The organism is Rhodobacter capsulatus, assembly GCF_005144475.1.
In the GTDB taxonomy this organism is placed as follows: Bacteria; Pseudomonadota; Alphaproteobacteria; order Rhodobacterales; family Rhodobacteraceae; genus Rhodobacter; species Rhodobacter capsulatus_C.
This window is the reverse complement of sequence record NZ_SWJZ01000041.1, coordinates 42,264-65,266: the sequence shown is the minus strand read 5'-3', so window position 1 is coordinate 65,266 and position 23,003 is coordinate 42,264. Positions and strand designations below refer to the sequence as shown.

Sequence of the window (23,003 nt, the reverse complement as noted above, 5' to 3'; positions counted from 1 at the left end):
ATGCGCGATGGGCGATGTGCAGGATCGGGCGATGGCGGCCTTTCTCGGCTTTGCCTTGGGCGATGCGCTGGGGGCGACGGTCGAATTCCTGACCCCGCGCGAGATCGCCGCGCGGCACGGCCAGCACCGGGAAATCATCGGCGGCGGCTGGCTGAAGCTGAAGCCCGGCGCGGTGACCGATGACACGCAGATGGCGCTGGTGCTGGGGCGCTCGCTGATCGCGCGGCAGGGCTTTGACGCCCGGGATCTGTGCTGCGGCTTTGCGGCCTGGCTGAAATCGGGTCCGGCCGATGTCGGCAACACCTGTCGCCGCGGCATCCGGCGGTTTCTGGAGCAAGGCACGGTCGAGGGCCCCTATGCCGAGGATGACGCGGGCAATGGCGCGGCGATGCGGGTGCTGCCGGTGGCGCTGGCGACGCTGGGCCATCCCGAACGCGCCGCCGCCTGGACCGTGGCGCAGGCGCATGCGACGCACAATCACCCGCTGTCCGATGCCGCCTGTGTCGCGCTGGTGCGGATGGTGCAGGGGCTGATCCTGGGCGGGGGCGGCGCCGTCCTCGCGCAGGAGGCCGAGGCGCTGATCGGGGCGCATCGCGATTTCCGCTTCGTGCCCTATCGCGGCCGGTCCTCGGCCTTCGTGGTCGAGACGCTGCAGACGGTGCTGCATTACACGCTCTCATCGGAGAGTTTCGAGGAGGTGCTGACCGGCACCGTCAATCAGGGCGGCGATGCCGATACGACGGGGGCGCTGGCGGGGATGCTGGCGGGGGCGCGCGGCGGGATGGCGGCGCTGCCGCCGCGCTGGCTGGCGGCGCTTGACCCCGCGGTGACGGCCGAGATCCGCCTTCAGGTACCGCAGCTGCTGGCGCTTGCGGGGATCAGCAACAGCTGACGCGCCAGATCGGCCTTGCGGGCGACAAGCGTGTCGGCCAGCGCATCGCGGCCGTGGTGGCGGGCCACGACCTTGCGGATCGCCGCCTCGGGCAGATCGATCACCACGGTCAATGCGGCGCGCAGGGCCGCGGGCTGCATCGGCCCGAAAAGCTGCAGGGCAAAGGGGTTGTCCGGGTCTTCGCGCAGGCGCGTGACCTCGGGGACTTCGGGGCCGAAGGCGCGGCCCTTGGGGTCGCCCTGCGCCCGGAATTCGAGCGCGCCGCCGACATCGAGCGTCGTCACCACGCCGCCGATCACGCCCTGATTGTCGCCCTGAAACCCGGCGGCATCCCAGTTCGCCAGCCAGCAATGCACGCCGAACCAGTGCCAGGCCTGCGCCCGCTCGGCCTCGTTCAGCTGCGACAGGCGGGATTTTTCCAGATCGACGAAGACCGTCGCCACCTGATCGGGGGCCGCGCAAGGCAGGTAGGACAGCACCGGCGCCCCGGCCAGACGATAAAGCGCCGCCGCCAGATATTCGTTCTGCGCCTGCGCCGGGCTTTCCAGCTCCTTGACGTAGATGCGCCCGCCCGCCGCATCGGCCCAGATCCCGCCGGGGGTCGAGCCGAGCCGCCCGCCGATGCGCGTTATCTGCGCCGGATCGACCCGTGCCGGTTCCTGGATCGGGACCGTCGCGCGCACAAGCGCCAGTTGCGCGGGCGTCTCGATCGCGCCGGGCCGGGCGCTGCGCACGGCTTTCACCGCCGTTTTCGGATCGGCACCCAGTTCCACCAGCAGCCGCGCCGCGATCATCCCCGCCCGGCCCAGACCGCCCTTGCAATGCACGACGACATCGGCGCCATGGCGCAGGGCGGAGCGGATCACCCGCCCCTCGGCCTGCCAGCGCGCCTCGAAGGCCGGGGTGGGCACGGAATAATCGGCAATCGGCAGGGGATGCCAGTCCATCCCCCGCGCCCGGACCTGCCTGCCCAGATCGGGGACCTTGAGCATGCCCAGTTCCTGCGGCTCGACCAGCGTCAGCACATGGGCCGCGCCCCAATCCGCGATGGCATCAAGATCAAGACCCAGATCGCGCGCCCAGGCGCCCGACATCGCGGCGCGGTCGTGCTTGCCGGGGCAAAAGGTGATGCCGATCCGGCCCAGGCCGGGCCCGGCCGGAACTTCGGCGATCTGCAACGGATGGGTAAGGCTGGTGCGGGCGGTGACCATGATCCCCTCTCGGACGGACAGGGATCAGGATAGGGGCGGCGCGCGGGGCGCCCAAGGCCCGGAACGTCGCAGGGCCGGGAAATCCCCGGCCCTGCGCGAAACTTACATGCCAAGCAGATTTGGCAAGGCGAGACTTATCGCCGGGACATAGGTCACCAGCACCAGGAAGGCGAGCATCGTCAGAAGCCAGGGCCAAACCGCCACCGTCAGCTCGGTGATGCCCATCTTGGTGATGCCCGAGGCGACGTAAAGGTTCAGCCCCACCGGCGGGTGACACATGCCGACTTCCATGTTGACGACGATCATGATGCCGAAATGCACCGGGTCGATGCCCAGCCGCACCGCGACCGGAAACAGGATCGGCGCCATGATCAGCACGATCGACGAGGGTTCCATGAAGTTGCCCGCCATCAGCAGCAGCACGTTGACGATGATCAGGAACATCCACCACGAGAGGCCCGCGTCGACCATCCATTCGCCCAGCGCCTGCGGGATGCCTTCGTGTGCCATCAGGAAGCTGAACAGCACCGCGTTGGTGATGATGTAAAGCAGCATCGCCGACATGTTGGCGGACGACAAAAGCACGCGCGGCACGTCGCGCAGCGTCAGGTCTTTATAGACGAAGACCGAGATGACAAAGGCATAGACGGCGCTCATCGCGGCGGCTTCGGTCGGCGTGAAGACGCCCGCATAGATCCCGCCGATCACGACGACGATCAGCATCAGCCCCCAGGCGGCCTCGCGGAAGGCGGTCCAGCGTTCGCGCAAGCTGGCCTTGGCCAGACGCGGATAGCCGAATTTGCGCGCCCGGTTCCAGGTGGTGAAGGCAAGGAACCCGGCCAGCATCAGACCGGGCACGACGCCCGCCATGAACAGCTCGCCCACCGAGGCCGAGGAGACGGCTTCGCCATTCGGCCCCGTCACCACCATCCCAGAGGTGGCGACGGCATACATCACCATCACGATCGAGGGCGGAATGAGAATGCCCAAGGCGCCCGAGGTGGTGATGACGCCCGCGCCGAATTGTTTCGGAAAGCCCTGATTGACCATCGCGGGCAGGATCACCGAGCCGATGGCGACGACGGTGGCGGGCGACGAGCCCGAGACGGCAGCAAACAGCGCGCAGGCGATCACGCCCGCAAGGCCAAGGCCGCCGTGCCAGTGCCCGACCATCGCGGTGGCGAAGTTGATCATCCGCTTCGCCACCCCGCCATGGGTCAGGAAGTTCCCCGCCAGGATGAAGAACGGGATCGCCATGATCTCGAATTTCTCGATGCCGGTGAACAGCTTGAGCGCCACCGTGTCGATCGGCACCTCGGTCATGGTGAACAGGAACGTCAGCACCGTCAGGCCAAGCGAGATCGAGATCGGCATGCCGGTCAGCATCAGCGCGATGAGCAGACCAAAGATGATAAGGGCGCTCATGTCAGTTGTCCTTCGGTTTTTCGACAAGGTCGCGCGGCGTCAGCGGCGAATGCAGCAGGCCATCGCCCTCGGCATCGATGCCCTCGTTCTCGGTGTCGACGCCATCGACATGGCCGTGGTCGTGATGCGGCAGCTCGCCGGTGCGGGCGAAGGAAAAGGCCACCTGCAGGAAGCGGAAGCACATCAGCGACGACCCCGCCGGGATCGCCAGATAAACCAGCCACATCGGCAGTTCGAGATCGGGCGAGGTCGAGGAGGCGCTGTACATGTGATGCACGAAATTCGCGCCCAGCGTCGCGATGATGCCGGTGAACAAGGCCCCGGCGCCCAGCCCCAGCAGGATGAAGAAGCGGCGTTTCGGCGCGTCGAGCCGGTTGATCAGCACGTCGATGCCGACGTGAATCCCGGTACGCACGCCGTAAGCCGCGCCGAATTTCGCCATCCAGACGAACAGGATGATGCACAGCTCCTGCGCCCAGACGAGGTTGATCGAGCGCAGCGTCATATAAAGACTTTTCGTCGCCGCGGCGGCCCCGGCCATGCCGTGACTGCGAAAGAAGCCGACGCCATCGGCCACGAAGCCAAGGGTGAAACGATGGGTGACCGACACGAAGATCAACACCGTCGCCGTCGCGATGAGCGCGGCAATCAGCACCTCTTCGGCCCGGTCGAGGATGCGCAGCATGGCGGCCCCCGCTTAGGTCTTGAAAGGAAAGGGAAAGGGCGGCCCCGTTTGGAGCCGCCCGAAGGTCTTATTGCGCCGTCGCGGCCTTCACGGCGGCGATGGTCTCGGCGCCGATCCGCTCGGCCATTTCGTCATGCACCGGGGTCAGAACCTCTTCCCAGGCGGCGCGTTCTTCCGCGGTCAGCTCGTGGAACTCGGTCGTGCCGGCGTCTTTCATCGCCTGCAGGGCCTTTTCGTTCTCTTCCTTGGCGATGCCGTTCGCGTATTCGGTCGATTCCGCCATCGCCTTTTCCAGACCGGTGCGGACATCGGCGGGCAGGCCGTCCCAGAACTGCTTGTTCACGATCACCGCATAACCCAGATAGCCGTGGTTCGAGACGGTGGCGTGCTTTTGCACCTCGTTCATCTTTTGCGTGAACATGTTCGAGGGCGGGTTTTCGGTGCCATCGACAACGCCCGTCTGCAGCGCCTGATAGACTTCGCTGAAGGCCATCACCTGCGGCACGGCGCCCAGCGCGTTCATTTCGGCCTCAAGCACCTTCGAGGACTGGATCCGCATCTTCAGACCGAGGAAATCATCGGGCGAGACCATCGGCGTGTTCGCCGACATGATCTTGAAGCCGTTGTCCCAGAAGGCCAGCCCGGTGATGCCCTTGGCTTCGAGCTTGCCCAGAAGCATCTTGCCCACGTCGCCTTGCGTGACGGTGTGCAGCGCCTCGTAGTCCTTGAAGATGTAGGGCAGGTCGAAGACCTCGAAATCCTGCACGCCAAGCGGGCCGAATTTGGCGAACGAGGGCGCCAGCATCTGCACGGCGCCCAGTTGCAGCGCCTCGAGTTCTTCCTTGTCCTTGTAAAGCTGGCTGTTCGGATAGACTTCCACGTCCACCGCGCCGTTGGTGTATGTCTCGGCCAGTTCCTCGAACTTCGCGGCGCCCTTGCCCTTGGGCGTGTCGGGGGCGACGACGTGGCTGAACTTGATCACGATCGGTTCGGCGAAAGCCGGGACCGACAGCGCAAGGCTGAGGGCGGTGGCGCCGACAAGGGCGCCCAGAATGCGACGGGTCAACATGTGATTCTCCTCCGGTTCCCGCTCTCCACGGCGGGACGCGGCTTTCATGCGCAAGAATCTTGCGCAACGCTATTGCGGCTTTCCGCAATCGGAAGACATGTTATGACCAAACCAAAGGGAGGGATGTGCCATTTCAAAGCCGCGCGACACCATGGGCGGCCCCGCGGGGGCCGAGGTCTGGACCGTTCCGGGCCTTCTTGGGGCGCGCAAGCTGGACCTTCTGGCGCTGATCCCGCTGGTGGCGATCGTCGCGCTGATGACGCTGGTCGGCGCGCTGCTGTTCGCCGTCGGACAGGCCGATGCCACCCGCGCCCGGGCGAAACTGGCCACCGATGCGCTTTGGGTCGAACAGACGCTGCGGTTTCAGATGGCGGTGGACGAGGATGTGCTGGTGCGTCTGGCGCTGGATGCCAGCGCCGGGGCGACGCAACAGGCCTTGTCGGCCCGGGCCCGGCTGCATCTGGCGGCGAACCCGGAAACGCTGGGCCTGCGCTGGTATGATGCGACCGGCCGTCTGGTCGCCGCCGTGCCCGAGGGCCCGGGGGCGGCCGAGGCGGCGCTGGCGCAACAGCTGCTCGCCTCGGGGGCGCTGCCGCCGCGGCCGGTCTATGGGCCGGTGCGCGATGGCCGGGTGGTGCTGGCGGAACGGGTCTCGGCCTCGGGGGGCGTGGTGGTGGCGACGGTGTCGCTGCCGATGATGCTCGAACGCCATCTGCCCTGGTGGATCGCGGAACAATACGGGGTGCGGATTTCCGACACCTCGGGGGTGCTGGCCGAACGCGCCCGCCGCCCGATCGCCGCCGAGGCGCCGCGGCACGGCATCAGCTTCGATCCGCCGCTGGCCGGCACGACGCTGGAGATCATGGCCTATGACGCCCCCGATGCCTTTGGCAATGCCGCGCTTCTGGCGGCGATCGGGGCGCTTTCGGTCTTTGCGGTGCTGGCGATGGTGGTGCTGCACAGAAACGCCCTGCGCCGCCGCATGGCCGAGGACCGGCTGCGCGCCGAAATGGCCTTTCGCCGCGCGATGGAGGAAAGCCTGACCGTGGGGATGCGCGCCAAGGATCTGTCCGGCCGCATCCTTTACGTGAACGGCGCCTTTTGCAAGCTGGTGGGCCTGAGCGCCGAGGATCTGGTCGGCCGTGCCCAGCCGATGCCCTATTGGGCGCCCGACATCCTGGAAGAAACCCTTGCCCGGCAACGGCAATTGATCGAGGGCCAGCCGGTGCCGCAGGCCTTTGAAACCCGGTTCCGCCGCTCGGACGGCTCGGAAATCGAGGTGCAGGTCTTTGAAGCGCCGCTGATCGACGCGGGCGGCAAGCATCGCGGCTGGATGGGCTCGGTGATCGACATCACCCAGGCGAAACAGGCGGCACGGCTGGCCCGCGCGCAGGATGAAAGCCTCGCCCGCACCGGGCGGCTGGTGACCTTGGGCGAGATGGCCTCGACCCTTGCGCATGAGCTGAACCAGCCGCTGGCCGCCATCGCCTCTTATGCCGCCGGGGGGCTCAATCTGTTCGACCAGCCCGAGCCGAACCTGACGATGCTGCGGCAGGCCTTTGAAAAGATGGGGGCGCAGGCGCGGCGTGCCGGGCTGATCATCCGCCGGGTGCAGGATTTCGTGAAAAAGCGCACGCCGCAGCTGGCGCCGCTTGACCTGTCCGAAGTGCTGGCCGAGGCGCTTGGCATCACCGCCCCCGTCGCGCGCGAGCATCGGGTGAAACTCGCCTCGCTGATCGAGGGGCGCATCCCCGAGGTGCAGGCCGACCGCATCCTGATCGAGCAGGTTCTGGTCAATCTGATCCGCAACGGCGTCGAGGCGATGGCCGAGGGCCCCCGCACCGGCGATGACCTGACCGTGCGCCTGGCCCGCGCGGGCGCCGTGGTCACGCTTGAGGTGATGGACCGCGGCCCCGGCATTTCGCGAACCGTCGCCGCCAGCTTGTTCGACCCCTTCACCTCGACCAAATCCGAAGGCATGGGGATGGGGCTGAACATCTGCCGCTCGATCATCGAGATGCATCACGGCAGCCTGTCGCATGCGCCCCGCGCGGGCGGCGGCACGGTCTTCACCGTCACCCTGCCCGTCCCGCAGGAGGGGGCCCCGGCATGAATTTCACCGTCCATATCGTCGATGACGAGGAAAGCCTGCGCGACAGTCTGGGGTTTCTGTTCGCCTCGCGCGCGATCGCGACCCGGACCTGGGCCTCGGGCGAGGATCTGCTGGCCGCCTGGCCGCTCTCTGATTGCGGCTGTCTGATCCTGGACGTGCGGATGGAAGGGATGTCGGGGCCGCAGCTTCTGGATGCGCTGCAGGCGCGGCCCGAGGGGCTGATGCCGCCGGTGATCTTTCTGACCGGTCATGCCGATGTGCCGCTGGCGGTGCAGTCGCTGAAGGCGGGGGCCTTTGACTTCGTCGAAAAACCCTTCAACGACAACCACATCGTCGATATCGCGCTGGCCGCGATCGCGGCCCACGCGGGCCGTCTGGCCGAGGTGCAGGCGCGCGAGGCGGTGGCGGCGCGGCAGGCCAGCCTGTCCGCGCGCGAGGCCGAGGTGATGGGGCTGATGCTCGAAGGGCTGATGAACAAGCAGATTGCCGAACGGCTGGGCATCGCGATGCGGACGGTCGAGGTGCATCGCTCGCGCGTGCTGGCGAAGATGGGGGCGCGCAACATCGCAGACCTTGCGCGGATGACTTGATTTCGGCAAGGCGTGAACATAATGTGAACATATGGTTCAACGCACCCTGCCCGAGAAACTGTCGATTCTGGCCGACGCCGCGAAATATGACGCCTCCTGCGCGTCTTCGGGCGGCGAGCGGCGCGGCTCGCGCGATGGCAAGGGGATCGGCTCCACCACTGGCGCGGGGATCTGCCACGCCTGGGCGCCCGATGGCCGCTGCATCTCGCTGCTGAAAGTGCTGCTGACGAATTTCTGCATCTACGACTGCGCTTATTGCATCAACCGGGTGTCCAGCCGGGTCGAACGGGCGCGGTTCAGCGTCGAAGAGGTCGTCAGCCTGACGCTCGAATTCTATCGTCGCAATTATATCGAGGGGCTGTTCCTGTCCTCGGGCATCATCCGCTCGCCCGACGAGACGATGTCGGACATGGTCCGCGTCGCCCGCACCCTGCGCGAACGCGAGCATTTCCGCGGCTACATCCATCTGAAAACCATCCCCGATGCCGCGCCCGAGCTGATCGCCGAGGCGGGGAAATGGGCCGACCGGCTGTCGATCAATGTCGAACTGCCGACGGAAACCGCGCTGACGCAGCTGGCCCCCGAGAAATCGGTGCAGACGATCCACGGCGCGATGGCCGAGGTGAAGGCCCGCGGCGAGGCCGCCAAGGATCGCACAGCACGCGGCACAAGGGCGCCGCGCTTTGCCCCGGCCGGGCAGTCGACGCAGATGATCGTCGGCGCCGATCCCGCGACCGATGGCGAGATCTTGCGAAAATCCTCAAGCCTTTACAATACTTTCGCGCTGCGCCGTGTCTATTACTCGGCGTTCTCGCCGATCCCCGATGCGTCAAGGATGCTGCCCCTGATCAGCCCGCCGCTGGTGCGCGAACACCGGCTGTATCAGGCCGATTGGCTGATGCGGAATTACGGCTTCGACGCCACCGAGATCGCCCCGCCGACCGGCATGCTCGATCTGCAGATCGACCCGAAACTGGCCTGGGCGCTGGCGCATCGGGCGCTGTTTCCGGTCGATGTGAACCGCGCGCCCCGAGAGATGCTGTTGCGCATCCCGGGCATCGGGCCGCGCAGCGTCGAGCGGATCCTGAAAGCCCGCCGCCACCGCAGCCTGCGCTACGAAGACCTGCTCGCCATCGGCTGCGTGCTGAAACATGCCGAGCCCTTCATCACCCTGCCCGGCTGGTCCCCCCGCGCCCTGCCCGACGACGCCAATCTGCGCGCCCGCTTCGCCCCCGCCCCGGAACAGCTGAGCCTGTTCTGATGCAGATCACCCTGCCCCGCATCGGCACCGTGGCCGCCTGGCGACAGGAGGTGCGCCGTCTGGCCGCCGCGGGCACCGATCCGGCGGCGGTGATCTGGTCGGTGGGCGAAACGGCGCCCGATCTTTTTGCCGCCGCGGCCCCTGCCGCGGGGCCCCCTTCCGCGGGGCCGTCAACGCGGCTCATGCTCTCGCGCGAAGCGGTCGAGGGGATCGAGATGGCCTTGGTGCATTCCGACCCCGAGCGGTTCGCCCGCGCCCATGCGCTGGTGCTGCGGCTCTCGCGCCGGGAACTGCGCTGGGGGGATCGATCCGACCCGGCCTTGCGGCGGCTTCTGGATCAGCAAAAGGCGGTCGGGCGGGACATCCACAAGATGCATGGTTTCGTGCGCTTTCGCGAGGTGACGCCGCCCGGGGCGAACCGCCGCGCCTTTGCCGCCTGGTTCGAGCCCGACCATCACATTCTGGAAGCCGCCGCGCCGTTCTTTGCCCGCCGCTTTGGCGACATGGACTGGCTGATTGCCACGCCGACGCTGACCGCGCGCTGCGAGGCGGGCGCGCTGCAGATCGCGGAAACCACGGCCCGCCAGCCGCCGCCCAAGGACGCGACCGAAGAGCTGTGGCGGGTCTATTTCGCCGCGATCTTCAACCCGGCGCGGCTGATGGTGCGCGCGATGAAATCGCACATGCCGCAGAAATACTGGAAGAATCTGCCCGAGGCCGATCTGATCCCCGGGCTGATCCGCGCCGCCGAAACCCGGGTCCGGGCGATGCATGATCCGGGCGCCGCCGTGCCCGAAGGCCCGCCCGGCGGTCGGCTGCGCCGGAAAGCGCCTGCGACCAGGGGCTAACGCCCCCGGATCAGGTCGGAAAAGGGTGTCGTGGCATCGTCACGTTGCCCGAGCGGGGTGATCAGCGCCGCCGCATCGCGCACCGCGGCCGGGGCGGCGGCGATCACCCCCAGATCGGTCAGGTAATCGGGCAGGCGGCCGGACAGGACCAGACGCCGGTCGAGCGGCAGATCGGGTTTCAGCCTGCGCGCCAGCTGCCAGACCGCGGTGGTGCAATTCGAGGTCAACGTGTTGTAAAATCTGGGTTCCTTCTCCAGTTCCTGCGCCAGCTCAAGATAGGACAGGAACATTCCCCGGATCTGCGCGGGCGTCAGATCGACCGGGTAAAGCCGCACCTGTTCCTTGCGGTAATTGGTGCGCAGCTTGACGATGTCCGCTTCGGTCGCGGCGATCAGCACCTGTTCGAACTGCCGGAAGAAGCCGCCGATCTCGTTGAATTTTTCGCCCTTCTCGCGGCGGATCTCGACCGAGAACACGACATGCTGGCCGCTTGAGAACCCGAAGCTGACCAGCAGATGCGCGATATCCGGGCGCGACCAGACCGAGGTGATCATGTCAAGGCTGTCAAGCTGGCGCAGGTCATAGTCCTGCGCGATCCAGCGCGGTGTCGCCTCGGTCTCCGAGGTCCAGTCGAAATCGCGGATGTCGTTCAGCGTGACCCGGTCGCCGTCGATCCGCGCGGTCACCCCGCGGGCGACGTCGATTTCCCAGTCGCGGTCCTGGCGCGGCGTGATCGTCTGATACCAGCCGCCGACCGTGACCGCCGCCAGCGCCACCAAAGCCAGCGCCAGCCCGCGATGATCGCCGAACCAGAGCCCCAGCGCGGCCAGCGCCGTCAGAGCCAGCAGCGCCAGCGCGATCAGGCGCACAGGGCCGGACAGCTGCAGCCAGACCGCGGTGACGGCCCAGGCCGCGCCCGCGAAGATCAGCGCCACAACAAGGACATGGCCCAGAACATGCAGCAGACGGATCATCACGTTTCTCCCAGGCGGCGGCGGTGACAAGCCTCCACGCAGACATCGCATGATCGCCCGCGGCGGAAAAGCCCGGTTTCAGCGATGGCATGCCCCCGGCCGTCATCCCCGCGGCGATGGCGGCCTGACAAGGGCGAAGATCTTCCAGAGGTTCGAAACATTCGGCGCATCGGCGGGCATGATGTCGGAACCCGGTTGAGATTCGGTGTCTCGGAGCCGGGGAAAAGGGTTTTTCCCGCCGCCCTGACAGGTTCGCGCCTAGGCGCGGACGGGACGGATCTTCGGCGCGGCCGCGATCACCAGCGGATCAAGCCCGGGGCTGTTTTCCGCGACATGCGCCAGCAGCGCCGCCCGCATCGGCGCCGACCAGTTTTCCGAAATATGCGCGGCGACGGGTCCGGCCCCGTCCCCCGGCTGCACCGCGAAAAAGGCGGCGATCTGGTTCGCCATCCGGATGATCTTGTCGTCGCTCATTCTGCCTCCGTGTCCGTGTAGACGGTCAGCCCCCCGGGGCCGCGTGCAATCACCGCGATGCCCGCCGCCTGCGCTTCGGCCACCGCCAGCGCGGTCGGCGCCGAAGGCGCGATCAGCACCCGCGCGCCGATCATCGCCGCCTTCTGCACCAGATCGACCGACAGCCGCGAGGTCAGCACGATGGCCCCCGCCCCCGCATCGGTCCCGGCGCGCGCCAAGGCCCCCGCCAGCTTGTCCAACGCATTGTGCCGCCCGACATCCTCGCGCAGCGCCAGCATTTTCGCGCCGTCCCAGAACCCCGCCGCATGCACGGACCGGACCGCATCCTGCAAGACCTGCCCCGCCCCGGGGCGCCCGCGGCAGCGGGCGCAACACAGCCGCAAGGCTGTCGAGGCCACAAAGCCCACAGCCGACCGGACCGGCCATCGCCCGCCGCCGCGCGGCAAAGCGTTGCCCGGCCGGGGCCGCCAGCCAGCCCCGCACCTCGATCCCCTGAGGTTGCCGCACCACCTCATGGCGCAGAAGGTCCGAGCGTTCGGCGATCATCCCCTCGGTCAGCGCGAAACCCAAAAGAAAATCCTCAAGATCGGTGGGCGTGGCCATCATCACCGCCTGCGTCACGCCCTCAAAGACCAGCGCCACCGGCACTTCCTCGGCCAGAACCGCCCGGCCCCCGCCGGGCAGGCGGACCGTGACCGCGCCGGCGGGCAGGCTCATTCGGCGGCCTCGATCCGCCGCGCGGCCGCCGCCTGCGCCGCATAATCGCGCTGCCAGTCCGAGGGCCCGTTCGACGCCGCCACCTGCACCGCCGTCACCTTGTATTCCGGGCAGTTCGTCGCCCAGTCGGAATTGTCGGTGGTCACCACATTCGCCTGCGTGTCGGGGTGGTGGAAGGTGGTGTAGACGACCCCGGGGCTGACCCGATCCGTCACCGTCGCCCGCAAGGTCGTTTCCCCCGCGCGGGACGCCAGCCGCACCCAGTCGCCGTCATGGATGCCGCGGGTTTCGGCGTCGGTCGGGTGGATCTCCAGCCGGTCCTCGCCATGCCAGACCACATTCTCGGTCCGACGCGTCTGCGCACCGACGTTGTATTGGCTCAAAATCCGCCCCGTCGTCAGCAACAGCGGATAGCGCGGCCCGGTCTTTTCATCGGTCGGCAGATAGGCGGTGCGGATGAACCGCCCCTTGCCGCGCACGAACCCATCGACATGCATGATCGGCGAGCCCTCGGGCGCGCTGTCGTTGCAGGGCCATTGCACCGAGCCGCGGGCCTCGAGCATCTCATAGGTGACGGAGGCAAAGCCCGGCGTCGTCGCGGCGATTTCCGCCATGATTTCCGCGGGATGGGTGTAATGCCAGCCCGCCCCCAGCGCATTCGCCAGCATCTGCGTCACCTCCCAATCGGCAAAGCCCGCCTTCGGCGCCATCACCCGGCGCACCCGGTTGATGCGGCGTTCCGCATTGGTGAAGGTGCCGTCCTTTTCCAGAAAGGTCGAGCCGGGCAGGAAGACATGGGCGTAATTCGCGGTCTCGTTCAGGAAAAGATCATGCACGATCACCAGATCCATCGCCGCAAGCCCCGCCGAGACATGCCGCGTATCGGGGTCCGATTGCAGGATGTCCTCGCCCTGAACGTAAAGCGCCTTGAACCGCCCCGCGACCGCGGCATCAAGCATGTTCGGGATCCGCAATCCGGGTTCGGACGACAGCGTGACGCCCCAGGTGCGCTCGAAAAGCCCCCGCGTGGCGTCGTCGGACACATGCCGATATCCCGGGAATTCATGCGGGAAGCTGCCCATGTCGCAGCTGCCCTGCACGTTGTTCTGCCCCCGCAGCGGGTTCACGCCGACACCGGGCCGCCCGATATTGCCGGTCATCATCGCGAGGTTCGCGATCGCGATCACGGTGGTCGAGCCCTGGGAATGTTCGGTCACGCCCAGCCCGTAATAGATCGCGGCGTTGGGCGCCGCCGCATAGGCCCGGGCGGCCGCGCGCAGCAGTCCCGCCGGAACGCCGGTCAGGCTTTCCACCGCCTCGGGCGCATAGTCGGGGTTGGCGACGAAGTCCGCGTAATCGGCCCATTCGTCCCAGTCGCACCGATCCTTGATGAAGCGGCTGTCGAAAAGCTGCTCGGTCACGATCACATGCGCCATCGCGGTCATGACGGCAACGTTCGTCCCGGGCTTGAGCTGCAGATGCCAGGCCTCGCCCCGGTGCGGCGTCTCCAGAAGATCGATCCGGCGCGGATCGACGACGATCAGCTTCGCCCCCGCCCGCAGCCGCTTGCGCAGGCGCGAGGCGAAGACCGGGTGGCCATCGGTCGGATTCGCCCCGATCACCAGCGCCAGATCGGTCTGTTCCACAGAGTCGAAATCCTGCGTGCCCGCAGAGGTGCCGAAGGTCTGTTTCAGCCCGTAGCCGGTGGGCGAATGGCAGACCCGCGCGCAGGTGTCGGTGTTGTTGGTGCCAAAGACCGCGCGCGCAAGCTTTTGCACCAGATAGGTTTCCTCGTTCGTGCAGCGCGAGGAGGTGATGACGCCCAGGGCATCGGCGCCATGGCTTTCGCGGATCGCCCGCAGCCGGGTGGCGGTGAAGTCGAGCGCCTCGGTCCAGTTCACCTCGCGCCAGGGGTCGGTGATCTTGTCGCGGATCATCGGCTTCAGAATCCGGTCCTTGTGCGTCGCATAGCCGTAAGCGAACCGCCCCTTGACGCAGCTGTGGCCCCGGTTCGCCGCGCCGCCCTTCCAGGGCACCATGCGGACAAGCTGATCGCCCAGCATATGCGCCTCGAAGCTGCAGCCGACACCGCAATAGGCGCAGGTGGTGACGACCTTGCGTTCCGGCGTGCCGATCTGTTCGACCGATTTTTCCACCAAGGTCGCGGTCGGGCAGGCCTGCACGCAGGCCCCACAAGAGACGCACTCCGAGGACAGGAAATCGGGCGCCGCGGGCGAGATCCGGGCGTCAAAGCCGCGCCCCATCACCGTCAGCGCGAAAGTGCCCTGCACTTCCTCGCAGGCGCGCACGCAGCGCATGCAGACGATGCATTTCGCCGGATCATAGCTGAAATAGGGGTTCGAAACGTCTTTCGGAATGTAGCGCGGGTTCGGCCCCGTCGCGTCGCGGCGGGCAAAATGGGTGTCCTTCGCCTGATAGCGGACCTCGCGCAGGCCCACCGCCCCGGCCATGTCCTGCAATTCGCAATCGCCATTCGCCGCGCAGGTCAGGCAGTCGAGCGGATGGTCCGAGATGTAAAGCTCCATCACGCCGCGGCGCAGTTTCTGCAGCTGCGGCGTCTGCGTATGCACCCGCATCCCGGGCGCAACCGGGGTGGTGCACGACGTCGGCGTGCCCCGCATCCCCTCGATCTCGACCATGCAGAGCCTGCAGGAGCCCACCGGCTCCACACTGTCGGTGGCGCAAAGTTTCGGGATCGAGATCCCGGCTTCCGCCGCCGCGCGCAGCACCGAGGTGCCCGCGGGCACGGTGATCTCGACGCCGTCGATGGTCAGATGCACCGGCGCGCCCTCGCGTTTCGGCGTGCCCATGTCCTGCGTCCAGTCCAGCGGGGGAATGATCAGGTCCTTCATTCGGCGGCCTCGCGTGAGCAGGGGAAGTCGGCGGGGAAATGGCGGATCGCGCTTTGCACCGGATAGGGGGTGAAGCCCCCCAGCGCGCAGAGCGAGCCCAGTTTCATCGTCTGGCACAGGTCATCGAGCAGCGGCATCGCCGCGGCATCGCCCGCCGCGATGCGGTCGATCACCTCGACCCCGCGCACGGCGCCGATGCGGCAAGGCGTGCAGGTGCCGCAGCTTTCGATGGCGCAGAACGCCATCGCGAAGCGCGCCAGTTTCAGCATGTCGGCGGTGTCGTCATGCACGACAAGCCCGGCGTGACCGACCAACCCGCCCTGCCCCGCGAATTGTTCGTAGCAGAACGGCAGATGGTAATCAGAAACGGGGTGATAGGCGCCCAAGGGCCCGCCGACCTGCACCGCCTTGACCGGGCGGCCGGTGGCGGTGCCGCCGCAGATGTCCTCGACGAGGTCCCCCAGCGTGATGCCAAAGGCGGTCTCGAAGAGCCCGCCGCGCTTGACATTGCCGCCGATCTGCAAGGGGATCGTGCCGCGGGAACGGTCCATGCCGAAGCTTTCGTAAGCCTTCGCGCCATGGGCCAAAATCCACGGCACGGCGGCCAAGGACAGCAGGTTGTTCACCACGGTCGGCTTGCCGAACAGCCCCTTCAGCGCGGGCAGCGGCGGTTTTGTCCGCACCGTGCCGCGCTTGCCCTCCAGCGAATTCAGAAGCGAGGTTTCCTCGCCGCAAACATAGGCGCCCGCGCCGACGCGGACCTCCATCTCGAAGCCGGCTTCCGCAAGGAAGGGTTTCGCCATCGCGATCGCTTCGCGCATCACCGCGATCGCGTCCGGATATTCCGAGCGGATATAGACATAGCCGCGCGTGGCGCCGACCGCGTGACCGGCAATCGCCATGCCCTCGACCAGGCAAAAGGGGTCGCCCTCGATCAGCATCCGGTCGGCAAACGACCCGCTGTCGCCCTCGTCGACATTGCAGACGATGTATTTCTGATCGGCCTGCGCCGCGGCGACGGTGCGCCATTTGATGCCCGTGGGAAAGCCCGCGCCGCCGCGGCCGCGCAGGCCCGAGGCGAAGACCTCCTCGACCACCTCGGCGGGGGTCATCTTCAGCGCCTTGCGCAGACCGGCCCAGCCTTCGGAGGCGGCGAATTGCGCCAGCGACAAAGGTTCGATCCGGCCGCAACGGGCGAAGGTCAGCCTTGTCTGGCGCTTGAAGAAGGGGATGTCTTCCACCAGCCCCAGGGCTTTCGGATGGCGCTCGGGCGCCTCGAACAGCGCGGGCACATCGGCGGGCGTCATCGGGCCGAAGCCGATCCGGCCTGCGGGGGTTTCAAGTTCCAGCAAAGGTTCGAGCCAGATCATCCCGCGCGAGCCGTTGCGGGCCAGATCCAGCGCAACCCCGCGCTTGTCCGCCTCAAGCCGCAGCGCGGCCAGAACCGCCTCGGCGCCACAGGCTTTCGCGGCGGCATCACAGGGCAGCCAGATCTTCATGCGCCCAGCTCCGCCACGATGCCCGCGACCGCCGCCGCATCGAGCCGCCCGACCAGCCGGTCATTCACCATCGCCGCCGGGGCACAGGCACACAGGCCCAGACAATAAACCGCCTCCAGCGTCACCTCGCCCGTGCTTTGCCCAAGCCGCAGCCCCAGCGCCGATTCGAGCCGCGCCTGCACCGCATCAGAGCCCATCGCCTGACAGGCCTCGGCCCGGCAGAGCTTGATCACATGCCGCCCCGCGGGCGCCTTGCGGAAATCGTGGTAGAAGCCGACCACCCCCGCCACCTCGGCCCGCGTCAGCCCCAGATCGGCGGCGATGGGCGCATGGGTGTCGTCAGGGATGAAGCCAAAGGCCGCCTGCACATCATGCAGGATCGGCAAAAGCGCCCCCTCCCGGCCACGATGGGCCGCAAGGATGGCGCGCAGGCGCGCGGTATCGGTCATGTCGTCCTCCCGCCTTCAGCCTGCGACGAAGGGGCGCACAAGGCAATGCGGTTTCCGACAGGTGATGGCGGTTTTGCGAAGGATCAGCCCTGCCAGCGGCTCAGCGCGTCTTCGTCGGCGTCCTTGGCGGCGACCCAGGCGGTGCCGTCGCGGCTGATTTCCTTCTTCCAGAACGGCGCGCGGGATTTCAGATAATCCATCAGGAATTCCGCCGCCTCGAAGGCCGCCACCCGGTGCCGCGCGGCGGTGGCCACCATCATGATCTGCGCCCCGACCGCCAGCCGCCCGTGTCGGTGGATCACCAGCGCATCGGCCAGATCCCAGCGCGCCCGCGCCTGATCGACCATCGCCGCAATCGCGCTTTCGCACATGCCGGGGTAATGCTCGATCTCCAGCGCCTCAAGATTGCCGGTATCGTCGCGCACAAGGCCAAGGAAGCCCACGACCGCCCCGACGTTTTCGCGGTTTTCGGAAAAGGCCGACATCTCGGCGCCAAAGTCGAAACCGGCGTCCTGCACCCGAACCTGCATCTCAGCCCCCTGTCATCGGCGGAAAAAAGGCAACCTCGCGCACGCCTGCCAAAGGCGCGTCGAACCCGGCCAGTTGCTGATCGAGCGCCACCCGCAGCGCCGAGGTATCGGCAAAGGCGGCCTCATAGCGCGGTTCGCGGGCGCGCAGTTCGGCCACAAGGTCAAGGACGGTGGCGGCCGAGGTCTCGACCCGCTCGCGCGGCAGGCCGATGCGCTCGCGCACCCAGGCGAAATAGACGATGTCGAGCATGTGCCCCCCGGTGGTGGTTCGGGGCTAGGGTAGCGAGGCCGGGAGGCAGAGGCAACCGGGGGGACGGCGGGTCAGAGGGAGTACGGCTCAGAGGGAGTAAAGGTTTCCCGCGATGTAATGCTATCGTGCGGAACAGAGCACACTCAGCCAATCACGGATAGTTGCGCCGAATCGGCGGAATTAGGACCTCATATCCACCATCACCAAAAGTCGCCCACCTTGACGCAACGCGTTCAAACCCAGCGATCATCAAACTCTCTGAGAGCTTAGCGTCAATCATCTCATCTGGCCAACGAGAGAAGTTATCCGGCGGCCAGCATCTCTTGTATTGGCGTGGCATAGCCCCGATACTTCCGACCAGATTGGAATTCGAAAAATAGACAATTGAAAGCCCATTCACGACATAGTTTGCGCAATAGCACTCAAAAGTCCCGATAGCATCGCGCATAAATCCGGTTACCAAATTGGCAGAAACATGCATACTAGTTGTATCCCACAGGCGAGCGCAATACATTGCAGATTCTACGGGTAGATTTTTCTCACGAAAGTATCTCTCATTCTCCCTCGCACGTTGCATGTGCATGCGTCTCGAAAGCCAACCACCTTCGTCACTTGATGAGCCAACCAAAGGATGCTGATAAGTATTTAAATGCAACAAGAACCGCGTATAAATCCATCGCGCCAAGGCAATAAAATTTAAGCCATCGCCCCCACCACGATCGCCTTTTGAATAATTTAGAATACACTTGATAGCAGGGGACTGGAGATCATTCAACCAACCGCTATTGCAACCAACACAGACCGAATCTTGTATTGTCAGGAAAAGACGATGTCCTTTTTGAACAAAAGCAGGGTTAGCCTTCAGGTCAAGACGACCATTGCTTGAGACATGATTTTCGTAATGTTTCTTGATCCCCTTCACGTTCGGAGGTGCCTTTAGCGCCCTCGCAAGTTCTTTACTCCAAAAATGCTCGGCCGAACTTTTACTGCGGGCACCATTCGAGCCGAATTCAACTCCGCAAAAGATGCAGTTTCCAGCCATCCGTAACACCTATTTCAAACTGGCGTCCGTCCTCGCTTGCGCTCGGCCGTTCGGCGCTGGAAACGCTCCACGGGAGCGTTTCCACCCCGGACATGCGTCCGGGGCCGCGCCTCATCCCCACTCCTCCACAAATTCCCGCCACTCGCCCTTGCTCATGCCAGAGGTCTCGGCCGTCACCACCTCGCCCGCAAGGCGGCGTTTCAACACCTCTTTCGACTTCGCGGACACACTCACCGCGCCCAGACGGTAATCCTCGAAGGCCTCGTAGGCCTGCGGCACCCAGTCCTTCACGATGTCGCACATGATCTGCGCATAGACCCGAATTTCATATTGCGCATGCACATCCGCCCGCAGCCGCAAGAAGTGGAACAGATTGTGCAGGTCGATCTTCCAGTACCACTGCGTATAGACATTCGCGGGCAGGTTCATCCGCGCCAGTTCCCGCGCCAGACCCAGCTTGCCCGCCTCGGCATCGGGGGTCAGCATGTCCTCGTAATGGTCATAGGCGCGCATCGCATCTTCGCGCAGAAGATCCAGCACCCGGGCCGCCTCGGCGCCTTGCAGAACCTGACCGCGGCCCTGATTGTTCACCACCGATTGCGCCGCCAGCTGCTCGGGCGCGGGGATGTAGAATTCGCGGTCCATCACCGAATAGCGCGCGGAATATTCGTTCACATTCGCGGTGCGGTGGCGGATCCACTGCCGGGCGACGAAGATCGGCAGCTTGACGTGGAATTTCACCTCGCACATCTCGAACGGGGTCGAGTGCCAGTGCCGCATCAGATAGCGGATCAGGCCGCGGTCATCCGAGACCGCCTTGGTGCCGCGGCCATAGCTGACACGCGCGGCCTGACAGATCGCGGCATCGTCGCCCATGTAGTCGATGACCCGGATCAGCCCGTGGTCCAGCACCGGATGGGGCTGGTAAAGCCGCGCCTCCATCCCCGCCGAGGTGGCGCGCAGCGTGGTCTGGTGCGTGGAACGCTGGGCGTCGATCTCGGCGAGCTGGTCAGGGGTAAGCGACATGGGGGCCTCCGGGCATAGAATCGCCGCGACTATATCTGGCAAAGACAGCCGCCGAAACCGCGAGATACGGTGGCGCGGCGGACAGCACTGTCGCAGCCGGGGCACGCTTGCCCGGGGCACCGGCTGCGGGGCCGTTGCAAATTGACTTTTTTGCGATTTTTCGTCAACTTTGGGCCAACGAGCAGTCAACGAAAGACGAACATAATGATCAGACGGGTTTGGCCGCTTGCGGCACTCCTTGCGGTTGCCGCGTGCAGTGGCGCTGCGATCGTCACCCCCAAGGATGACGATGATGATGGCGGCGGGGGCGGCGAGACGACGGCGATCCCGGCGGCGCTGAGCAACAACCTGAAGGCGGTCCGCTATGACGGCACGACGATGAAGGTGACCATCGACCTGCTCGATTCCACCCCGGCCGAGGTGACCTATGACCGCGATGCCCGGCTCGATGTGCCGGGCTATACCGCCTACCGCATGCAGGAGGATTCGCTGGACCGGCTCTTTGTCGCGCTGGGGGCGATTTCGGACGACGGATCGGTGCAGGCGGTGACGGTGGGCGACGGCGGGCAGTTCAACCGCTATTTCGCCGGCGGCAGCTATGACCGCGCGGGCGGTTTCGACCGGCCCGAGATCGGCACCGGCCCGGGGCGGGGGCAGGTCTCCTATGCGGGCACCTATGCCGCGGTGACGAACGTCGATGCGCCGCGCGACGGCGGGCCGGATGATGTGGCGCTGCCGATCAGCGGCACGGTCGATCCGGTCAACGTTCCGGCGCAACCGGGCCGGATCACCGGGGATATCTTCCTCAACGCGAACTTCAGCGACAACACGGTGAACGGCGCGATCTCGAACCGGGTGCTGGTCGATACGAATTATGCGCTGGCCGATGTGATCCTTGTTCCGGGCACGATCGCCGCCGACGGCACCTTTACCGGCAGCGCCGAATACCCGGACCTGAGCACGATCGGCAGCTATGGCGGCATCTTCGGCGGCACCGATGCGAATTCGGTGGCGGGGCTCGTGCATCTGACCGAGTTCAACAAGGATTGGGACGGCGAACAGGAACACGGCGTCTTCGTGCTGACGCAATGCGGTCCGAACAACACGCTGCCGATCTGTGACAATGTGGCCCCCTGAAACGGGACGCCGCGCCGCCGCGGGGCTGGTGCTGGCGCTTGGCCTTGCGCTTCCGGCCGCGGCCGAACCGCCGCACCGCCTGCCGCTTTCCGCGGCAAGCGCGGCGCAGATCGGCGCGGCGGCGGTGCAGGCGCTGGCCACGCGGCAAGGCCCCGAGGCGGCGGCGCTGGCCAGCGAGCTTTTGCGCCGCGATCCGAAGGATCCGCTTGGCCACTATATCTTCGCCCGGCTCTCGCTGGCCGAAGGCAATATCGCCACCGCCCGCAAGGCGGCGCGGCGCAGCTTTTTCGCCGCGCAATCGCCGCGCCAGCATTACGAGGCCGCCCGGGTCGCCGGTCAGGCCGCCATCGCCGAACAGCGCTTCGGCGCAGCCGCCTTCTGGGCGCGGCAGACGGTGCAATATGCCCCCGACGCGCGGGCCCGCGCGGTCGGCGTGCAGGATCACCGCCGCCTTGCCGCGCTCAACCCGCTGGCCTTCAGCCTGAAACTGGGTCTGCGGCCCTCGAACAACGTCAACGGCGGCGCCGACGACCGCACCAACGTGATCGACGGCTTCGACGCGGTGGGGGTGCTCAGCGACGAGGCGATGGCGCTGGGCGGGGTGGTCGGCACCGCCGATGCCTCGGCCAGCCTGCGGATCGCCGAAGGGGCGCGATCGCACACCCGGATCGGGCTGAAGGGCTACGCCCGGCTGGTCGATTTCTACGGCCGCCCGAGCACGACGCCGCCTTACTGGTGGGGCACCACCCGCCCTGCCCCGGTCGAGATCCGCAATTCCGACTATTCGACCGCCTCGCTGGCGACCCATCTGCAGCACAGCCGCAGCTTCGGCGCGGGGCTTTTCGGCGCGGCGCAGATCGAGGCCGGGCGGCTGTGGCAGGGCGGTCAGCCCGCCTATGACTGGCAGGGGCTCGACCTGTCGGGCAGCAAGGCGCTGAACGACCGGCTGCAACTGACCTTCGGCGCCGCCTATGAGCGGCGCGACTGGGTCGCGCGCGCCCGGATCGACCGGCGGCAAGAGCTGGAATTCGGCCTGCGCGGGGCGGTGGCCAAGGGGACATGGGGCCTTGGCCTCTCGGCCAGCACCCTGCTCAGCCCGGCGTCGCAGGCGCGGCTCTGGTCGCTGGCGGGCAGTGCCAGCTTTCAGCCCAAGGCGCAGCTGGGCCCGGTGGCGCTCAGCCTGGCCGCGGGCGCCTCGACCACGGTCTACCCCGATTACATGGTGGCAACGATGCATCCCGAGGGCGGGCGGCAGGATGACGCGATCTTCGCCGAGCTGGGCATGACGGTGCCGAAGCTGGGCATCGCCGCCTTTGCGCCGGAACTGAAGCTGCAGGCGGTGAAGGTGGAGAGCAATGTCTCGCGCTTCAGCCGGACCGAGCTGTCGGTGGCGGTGGGCTGGCGCTCGACCTTCTGAGGCGCTTGCCCCCGCCGGTGGTTGCGCTATCGTGGCGCCGGAAACGGAGACCTCCCATGCAGATACGCTACCTTCACACCATGCTGCGCGTGCTTGATTTGCAGCGCACGATGGATTTCTTTGCGCTTCTGGGCCTGCGCGAAACCCACCGGATCGAGAATGAACAGGGCCGCTTCACCCTGGTGTTCATGGCCGCGCCGGGGCAGGACGACACCCCGGTCGAGCTGACGTATAACTGGGATGGCGACCCGGCCCTGCCGTCGGACAGCCGCCATTTCGGCCATCTCGCCTATGGGGTCGAGAATATCTACGACATCTGCGCCCATCTGCAGGCGAACGGCGTGACGATCAACCGCCCGCCGCGCGATGGCCGCATGGCCTTCATCCGCAGCCCCGACAATGCCTCGGTGGAGCTGTTGCAGATCGGCGCGGCCCTGCCCCCCGCCGAGCCCTGGGCCTCGATGCCCAACATCGGGCATTGGTAAGCCTGCGCGATTATCACCCAGCCGCGGGGCGTTTCG

At 66.6% G+C, this 23,003-nt stretch carries 22 protein-coding genes and 1 pseudogene; 8 read left to right on the top strand and 15 right to left on the bottom strand.

Annotated elements, in window-relative coordinates; genetic code table 11:
* Positions 1 to 7: 7 nt before the first annotated feature.
* Positions 8 to 892, top strand: coding sequence for an ADP-ribosyl-[dinitrogen reductase] hydrolase (gene draG, locus FBT96_RS10565; protein ID WP_136906428.1), 885 nt, complete (start codon positions 8 to 10; stop codon positions 890 to 892).
* Here draG and FBT96_RS21275 read toward each other — a convergent pair.
* From FBT96_RS21275 to FBT96_RS10545, 4 genes are all read right to left on the bottom strand, one after another.
* On the bottom strand, positions 847 to 2,103 hold the full coding sequence (locus tag FBT96_RS21275) for a cyclin-dependent kinase inhibitor 3 family protein (RefSeq protein WP_249306433.1): 1,257 nt from the start codon (positions 2,101 to 2,103) through the stop codon (positions 847 to 849). The genes draG and FBT96_RS21275 overlap by 46 nt on opposite strands.
* 102 nt (positions 2,104 to 2,205) lie before the next feature.
* Positions 2,206 to 3,528 carry a TRAP transporter large permease gene (locus tag FBT96_RS10555; protein ID WP_136906426.1) on the bottom strand — a complete coding sequence of 441 codons (1,323 nt, stop codon included), beginning with the start codon at positions 3,526 to 3,528 and terminating at the stop codon, positions 2,206 to 2,208.
* Position 3,529: 1 nt separating this feature from the next.
* Positions 3,530 to 4,213, bottom strand: coding sequence for a TRAP transporter small permease (locus tag FBT96_RS10550; protein WP_136906424.1), 684 nt, complete (start codon positions 4,211 to 4,213; stop codon positions 3,530 to 3,532).
* A 67-nt stretch (positions 4,214 to 4,280) separates the two neighbouring features.
* Positions 4,281 to 5,282 (bottom strand): TRAP transporter substrate-binding protein, encoded by a 1,002-nt coding sequence (locus tag FBT96_RS10545; protein ID WP_136906422.1) that lies wholly within the window; start codon positions 5,280 to 5,282, stop codon positions 4,281 to 4,283.
* 151 nt (positions 5,283 to 5,433) lie between these two features.
* Here FBT96_RS10545 and FBT96_RS10540 point away from each other — a divergent pair, with 151 nt between their 5' ends.
* The 4 genes from FBT96_RS10540 to FBT96_RS10525 are packed head-to-tail and all read left to right on the top strand — an operon-like array spanning position 5,434 to position 10,094.
* Complete coding sequence (locus FBT96_RS10540; protein ID WP_136906420.1) at positions 5,434 to 7,395, top strand: sensor histidine kinase; 1,962 nt, start codon at positions 5,434 to 5,436, stop codon at positions 7,393 to 7,395.
* The gene (locus FBT96_RS10535; protein ID WP_136906418.1) at positions 7,392 to 7,985 is read left to right on the top strand and encodes a response regulator transcription factor; all 594 of its coding nucleotides are present in this window, start codon (positions 7,392 to 7,394) and stop codon (positions 7,983 to 7,985) included. The genes FBT96_RS10540 and FBT96_RS10535 overlap by 4 nt, the downstream gene beginning before the upstream one ends.
* Before the next feature lie 31 nt (positions 7,986 to 8,016).
* A complete protein-coding gene (locus tag FBT96_RS10530) occupies positions 8,017 to 9,246 on the top strand; it encodes a putative DNA modification/repair radical SAM protein (RefSeq protein WP_136906416.1) in 1,230 nt (409 codons plus the stop codon).
* Positions 9,246 to 10,094, top strand: a complete 849-nt coding sequence (locus tag FBT96_RS10525; RefSeq protein ID WP_249306431.1) for a TIGR03915 family putative DNA repair protein — start codon at positions 9,246 to 9,248, stop codon at positions 10,092 to 10,094. The genes FBT96_RS10530 and FBT96_RS10525 overlap by 1 nt, the downstream gene beginning before the upstream one ends.
* On the opposite strand, the gene FBT96_RS10520 is transcribed toward FBT96_RS10525, so the two are convergent.
* The 11 genes and pseudogenes from FBT96_RS10520 to thyX all read right to left on the bottom strand — a co-directional run bounded on the left by FBT96_RS10520 (position 10,091) and on the right by thyX (position 19,928).
* Positions 10,091 to 11,068, bottom strand: a complete 978-nt coding sequence (locus tag FBT96_RS10520; RefSeq protein ID WP_136906414.1) for an Lnb N-terminal periplasmic domain-containing protein — start codon at positions 11,066 to 11,068, stop codon at positions 10,091 to 10,093. The two genes, FBT96_RS10525 and FBT96_RS10520, sit on opposite strands and share 4 nt — an antisense overlap.
* A 258-nt stretch (positions 11,069 to 11,326) precedes the next feature.
* The gene (locus FBT96_RS10515) at positions 11,327 to 11,542 is read right to left on the bottom strand and encodes a formate dehydrogenase subunit delta (protein ID WP_136906412.1); all 216 of its coding nucleotides are present in this window, start codon (positions 11,540 to 11,542) and stop codon (positions 11,327 to 11,329) included.
* A complete protein-coding gene (locus FBT96_RS21645) occupies positions 11,539 to 11,874 on the bottom strand; it encodes a formate dehydrogenase accessory sulfurtransferase FdhD (protein WP_394347670.1) in 336 nt (111 codons plus the stop codon). Before FBT96_RS21645 ends, FBT96_RS10515 begins: the two co-directional genes overlap by 4 nt.
* A 97-nt stretch (positions 11,875 to 11,971) precedes the next feature.
* Positions 11,972 to 12,145: pseudogene (locus tag FBT96_RS21640) on the bottom strand (formate dehydrogenase accessory sulfurtransferase FdhD); the annotation flags it as partial.
* 110 nt (positions 12,146 to 12,255) lie between these two features.
* Positions 12,256 to 15,132 carry a formate dehydrogenase subunit alpha gene (gene fdhF / locus FBT96_RS10505; RefSeq protein WP_136906410.1) on the bottom strand — a complete coding sequence of 959 codons (2,877 nt, stop codon included), beginning with the start codon at positions 15,130 to 15,132 and terminating at the stop codon, positions 12,256 to 12,258.
* The gene (locus FBT96_RS10500) at positions 15,129 to 16,631 is read right to left on the bottom strand and encodes a formate dehydrogenase beta subunit (RefSeq protein ID WP_136906408.1); all 1,503 of its coding nucleotides are present in this window, start codon (positions 16,629 to 16,631) and stop codon (positions 15,129 to 15,131) included. The genes fdhF and FBT96_RS10500 overlap by 4 nt, the downstream gene beginning before the upstream one ends.
* Positions 16,628 to 17,080, bottom strand: a complete 453-nt coding sequence (locus FBT96_RS10495) for a formate dehydrogenase subunit gamma (protein ID WP_136906406.1) — start codon at positions 17,078 to 17,080, stop codon at positions 16,628 to 16,630. The genes FBT96_RS10500 and FBT96_RS10495 overlap by 4 nt, the downstream gene beginning before the upstream one ends.
* Before the next feature lie 83 nt (positions 17,081 to 17,163).
* On the bottom strand, positions 17,164 to 17,610 hold the full coding sequence (locus tag FBT96_RS10490) for a molybdenum cofactor biosynthesis protein MoaE (protein ID WP_136906404.1): 447 nt from the start codon (positions 17,608 to 17,610) through the stop codon (positions 17,164 to 17,166).
* Position 17,611: 1 nt separating this feature from the next.
* Positions 17,612 to 17,860: a molybdopterin converting factor subunit 1 gene (gene moaD / locus FBT96_RS10485; RefSeq protein WP_013068736.1), complete on the bottom strand. Its 249-nt coding sequence runs from the start codon at positions 17,858 to 17,860 to the stop codon at positions 17,612 to 17,614.
* Between the two features lie 151 nt (positions 17,861 to 18,011).
* Positions 18,012 to 18,902: a hypothetical protein gene (locus tag FBT96_RS10480; RefSeq protein WP_136906402.1), complete on the bottom strand. Its 891-nt coding sequence runs from the start codon at positions 18,900 to 18,902 to the stop codon at positions 18,012 to 18,014.
* A gap of 111 nt (positions 18,903 to 19,013) precedes the next feature.
* Positions 19,014 to 19,928: an FAD-dependent thymidylate synthase gene (thyX, locus tag FBT96_RS10475; RefSeq protein WP_136906400.1), complete on the bottom strand. Its 915-nt coding sequence runs from the start codon at positions 19,926 to 19,928 to the stop codon at positions 19,014 to 19,016.
* A gap of 204 nt (positions 19,929 to 20,132) precedes the next feature.
* On the opposite strand from thyX, the gene FBT96_RS10470 reads away from it, so the two are divergent.
* Genes FBT96_RS10470 through FBT96_RS10460 form a run of 3 tightly spaced genes read left to right on the top strand, consistent with a single transcriptional unit; the run spans position 20,133 to position 22,967 of the window.
* Positions 20,133 to 21,065: a thymidylate synthase gene (locus tag FBT96_RS10470; protein ID WP_136906398.1), complete on the top strand. Its 933-nt coding sequence runs from the start codon at positions 20,133 to 20,135 to the stop codon at positions 21,063 to 21,065.
* On the top strand, positions 21,052 to 22,482 hold the full coding sequence (locus tag FBT96_RS10465; protein WP_136906396.1) for a hypothetical protein: 1,431 nt from the start codon (positions 21,052 to 21,054) through the stop codon (positions 22,480 to 22,482). Before FBT96_RS10470 ends, FBT96_RS10465 begins: the two co-directional genes overlap by 14 nt.
* Positions 22,483 to 22,538: 56 nt before the next feature.
* A complete protein-coding gene (locus tag FBT96_RS10460) occupies positions 22,539 to 22,967 on the top strand; it encodes a VOC family protein (RefSeq protein ID WP_136906394.1) in 429 nt (142 codons plus the stop codon).
* The last annotated feature ends 36 nt before the right edge of the window (positions 22,968 to 23,003 follow it).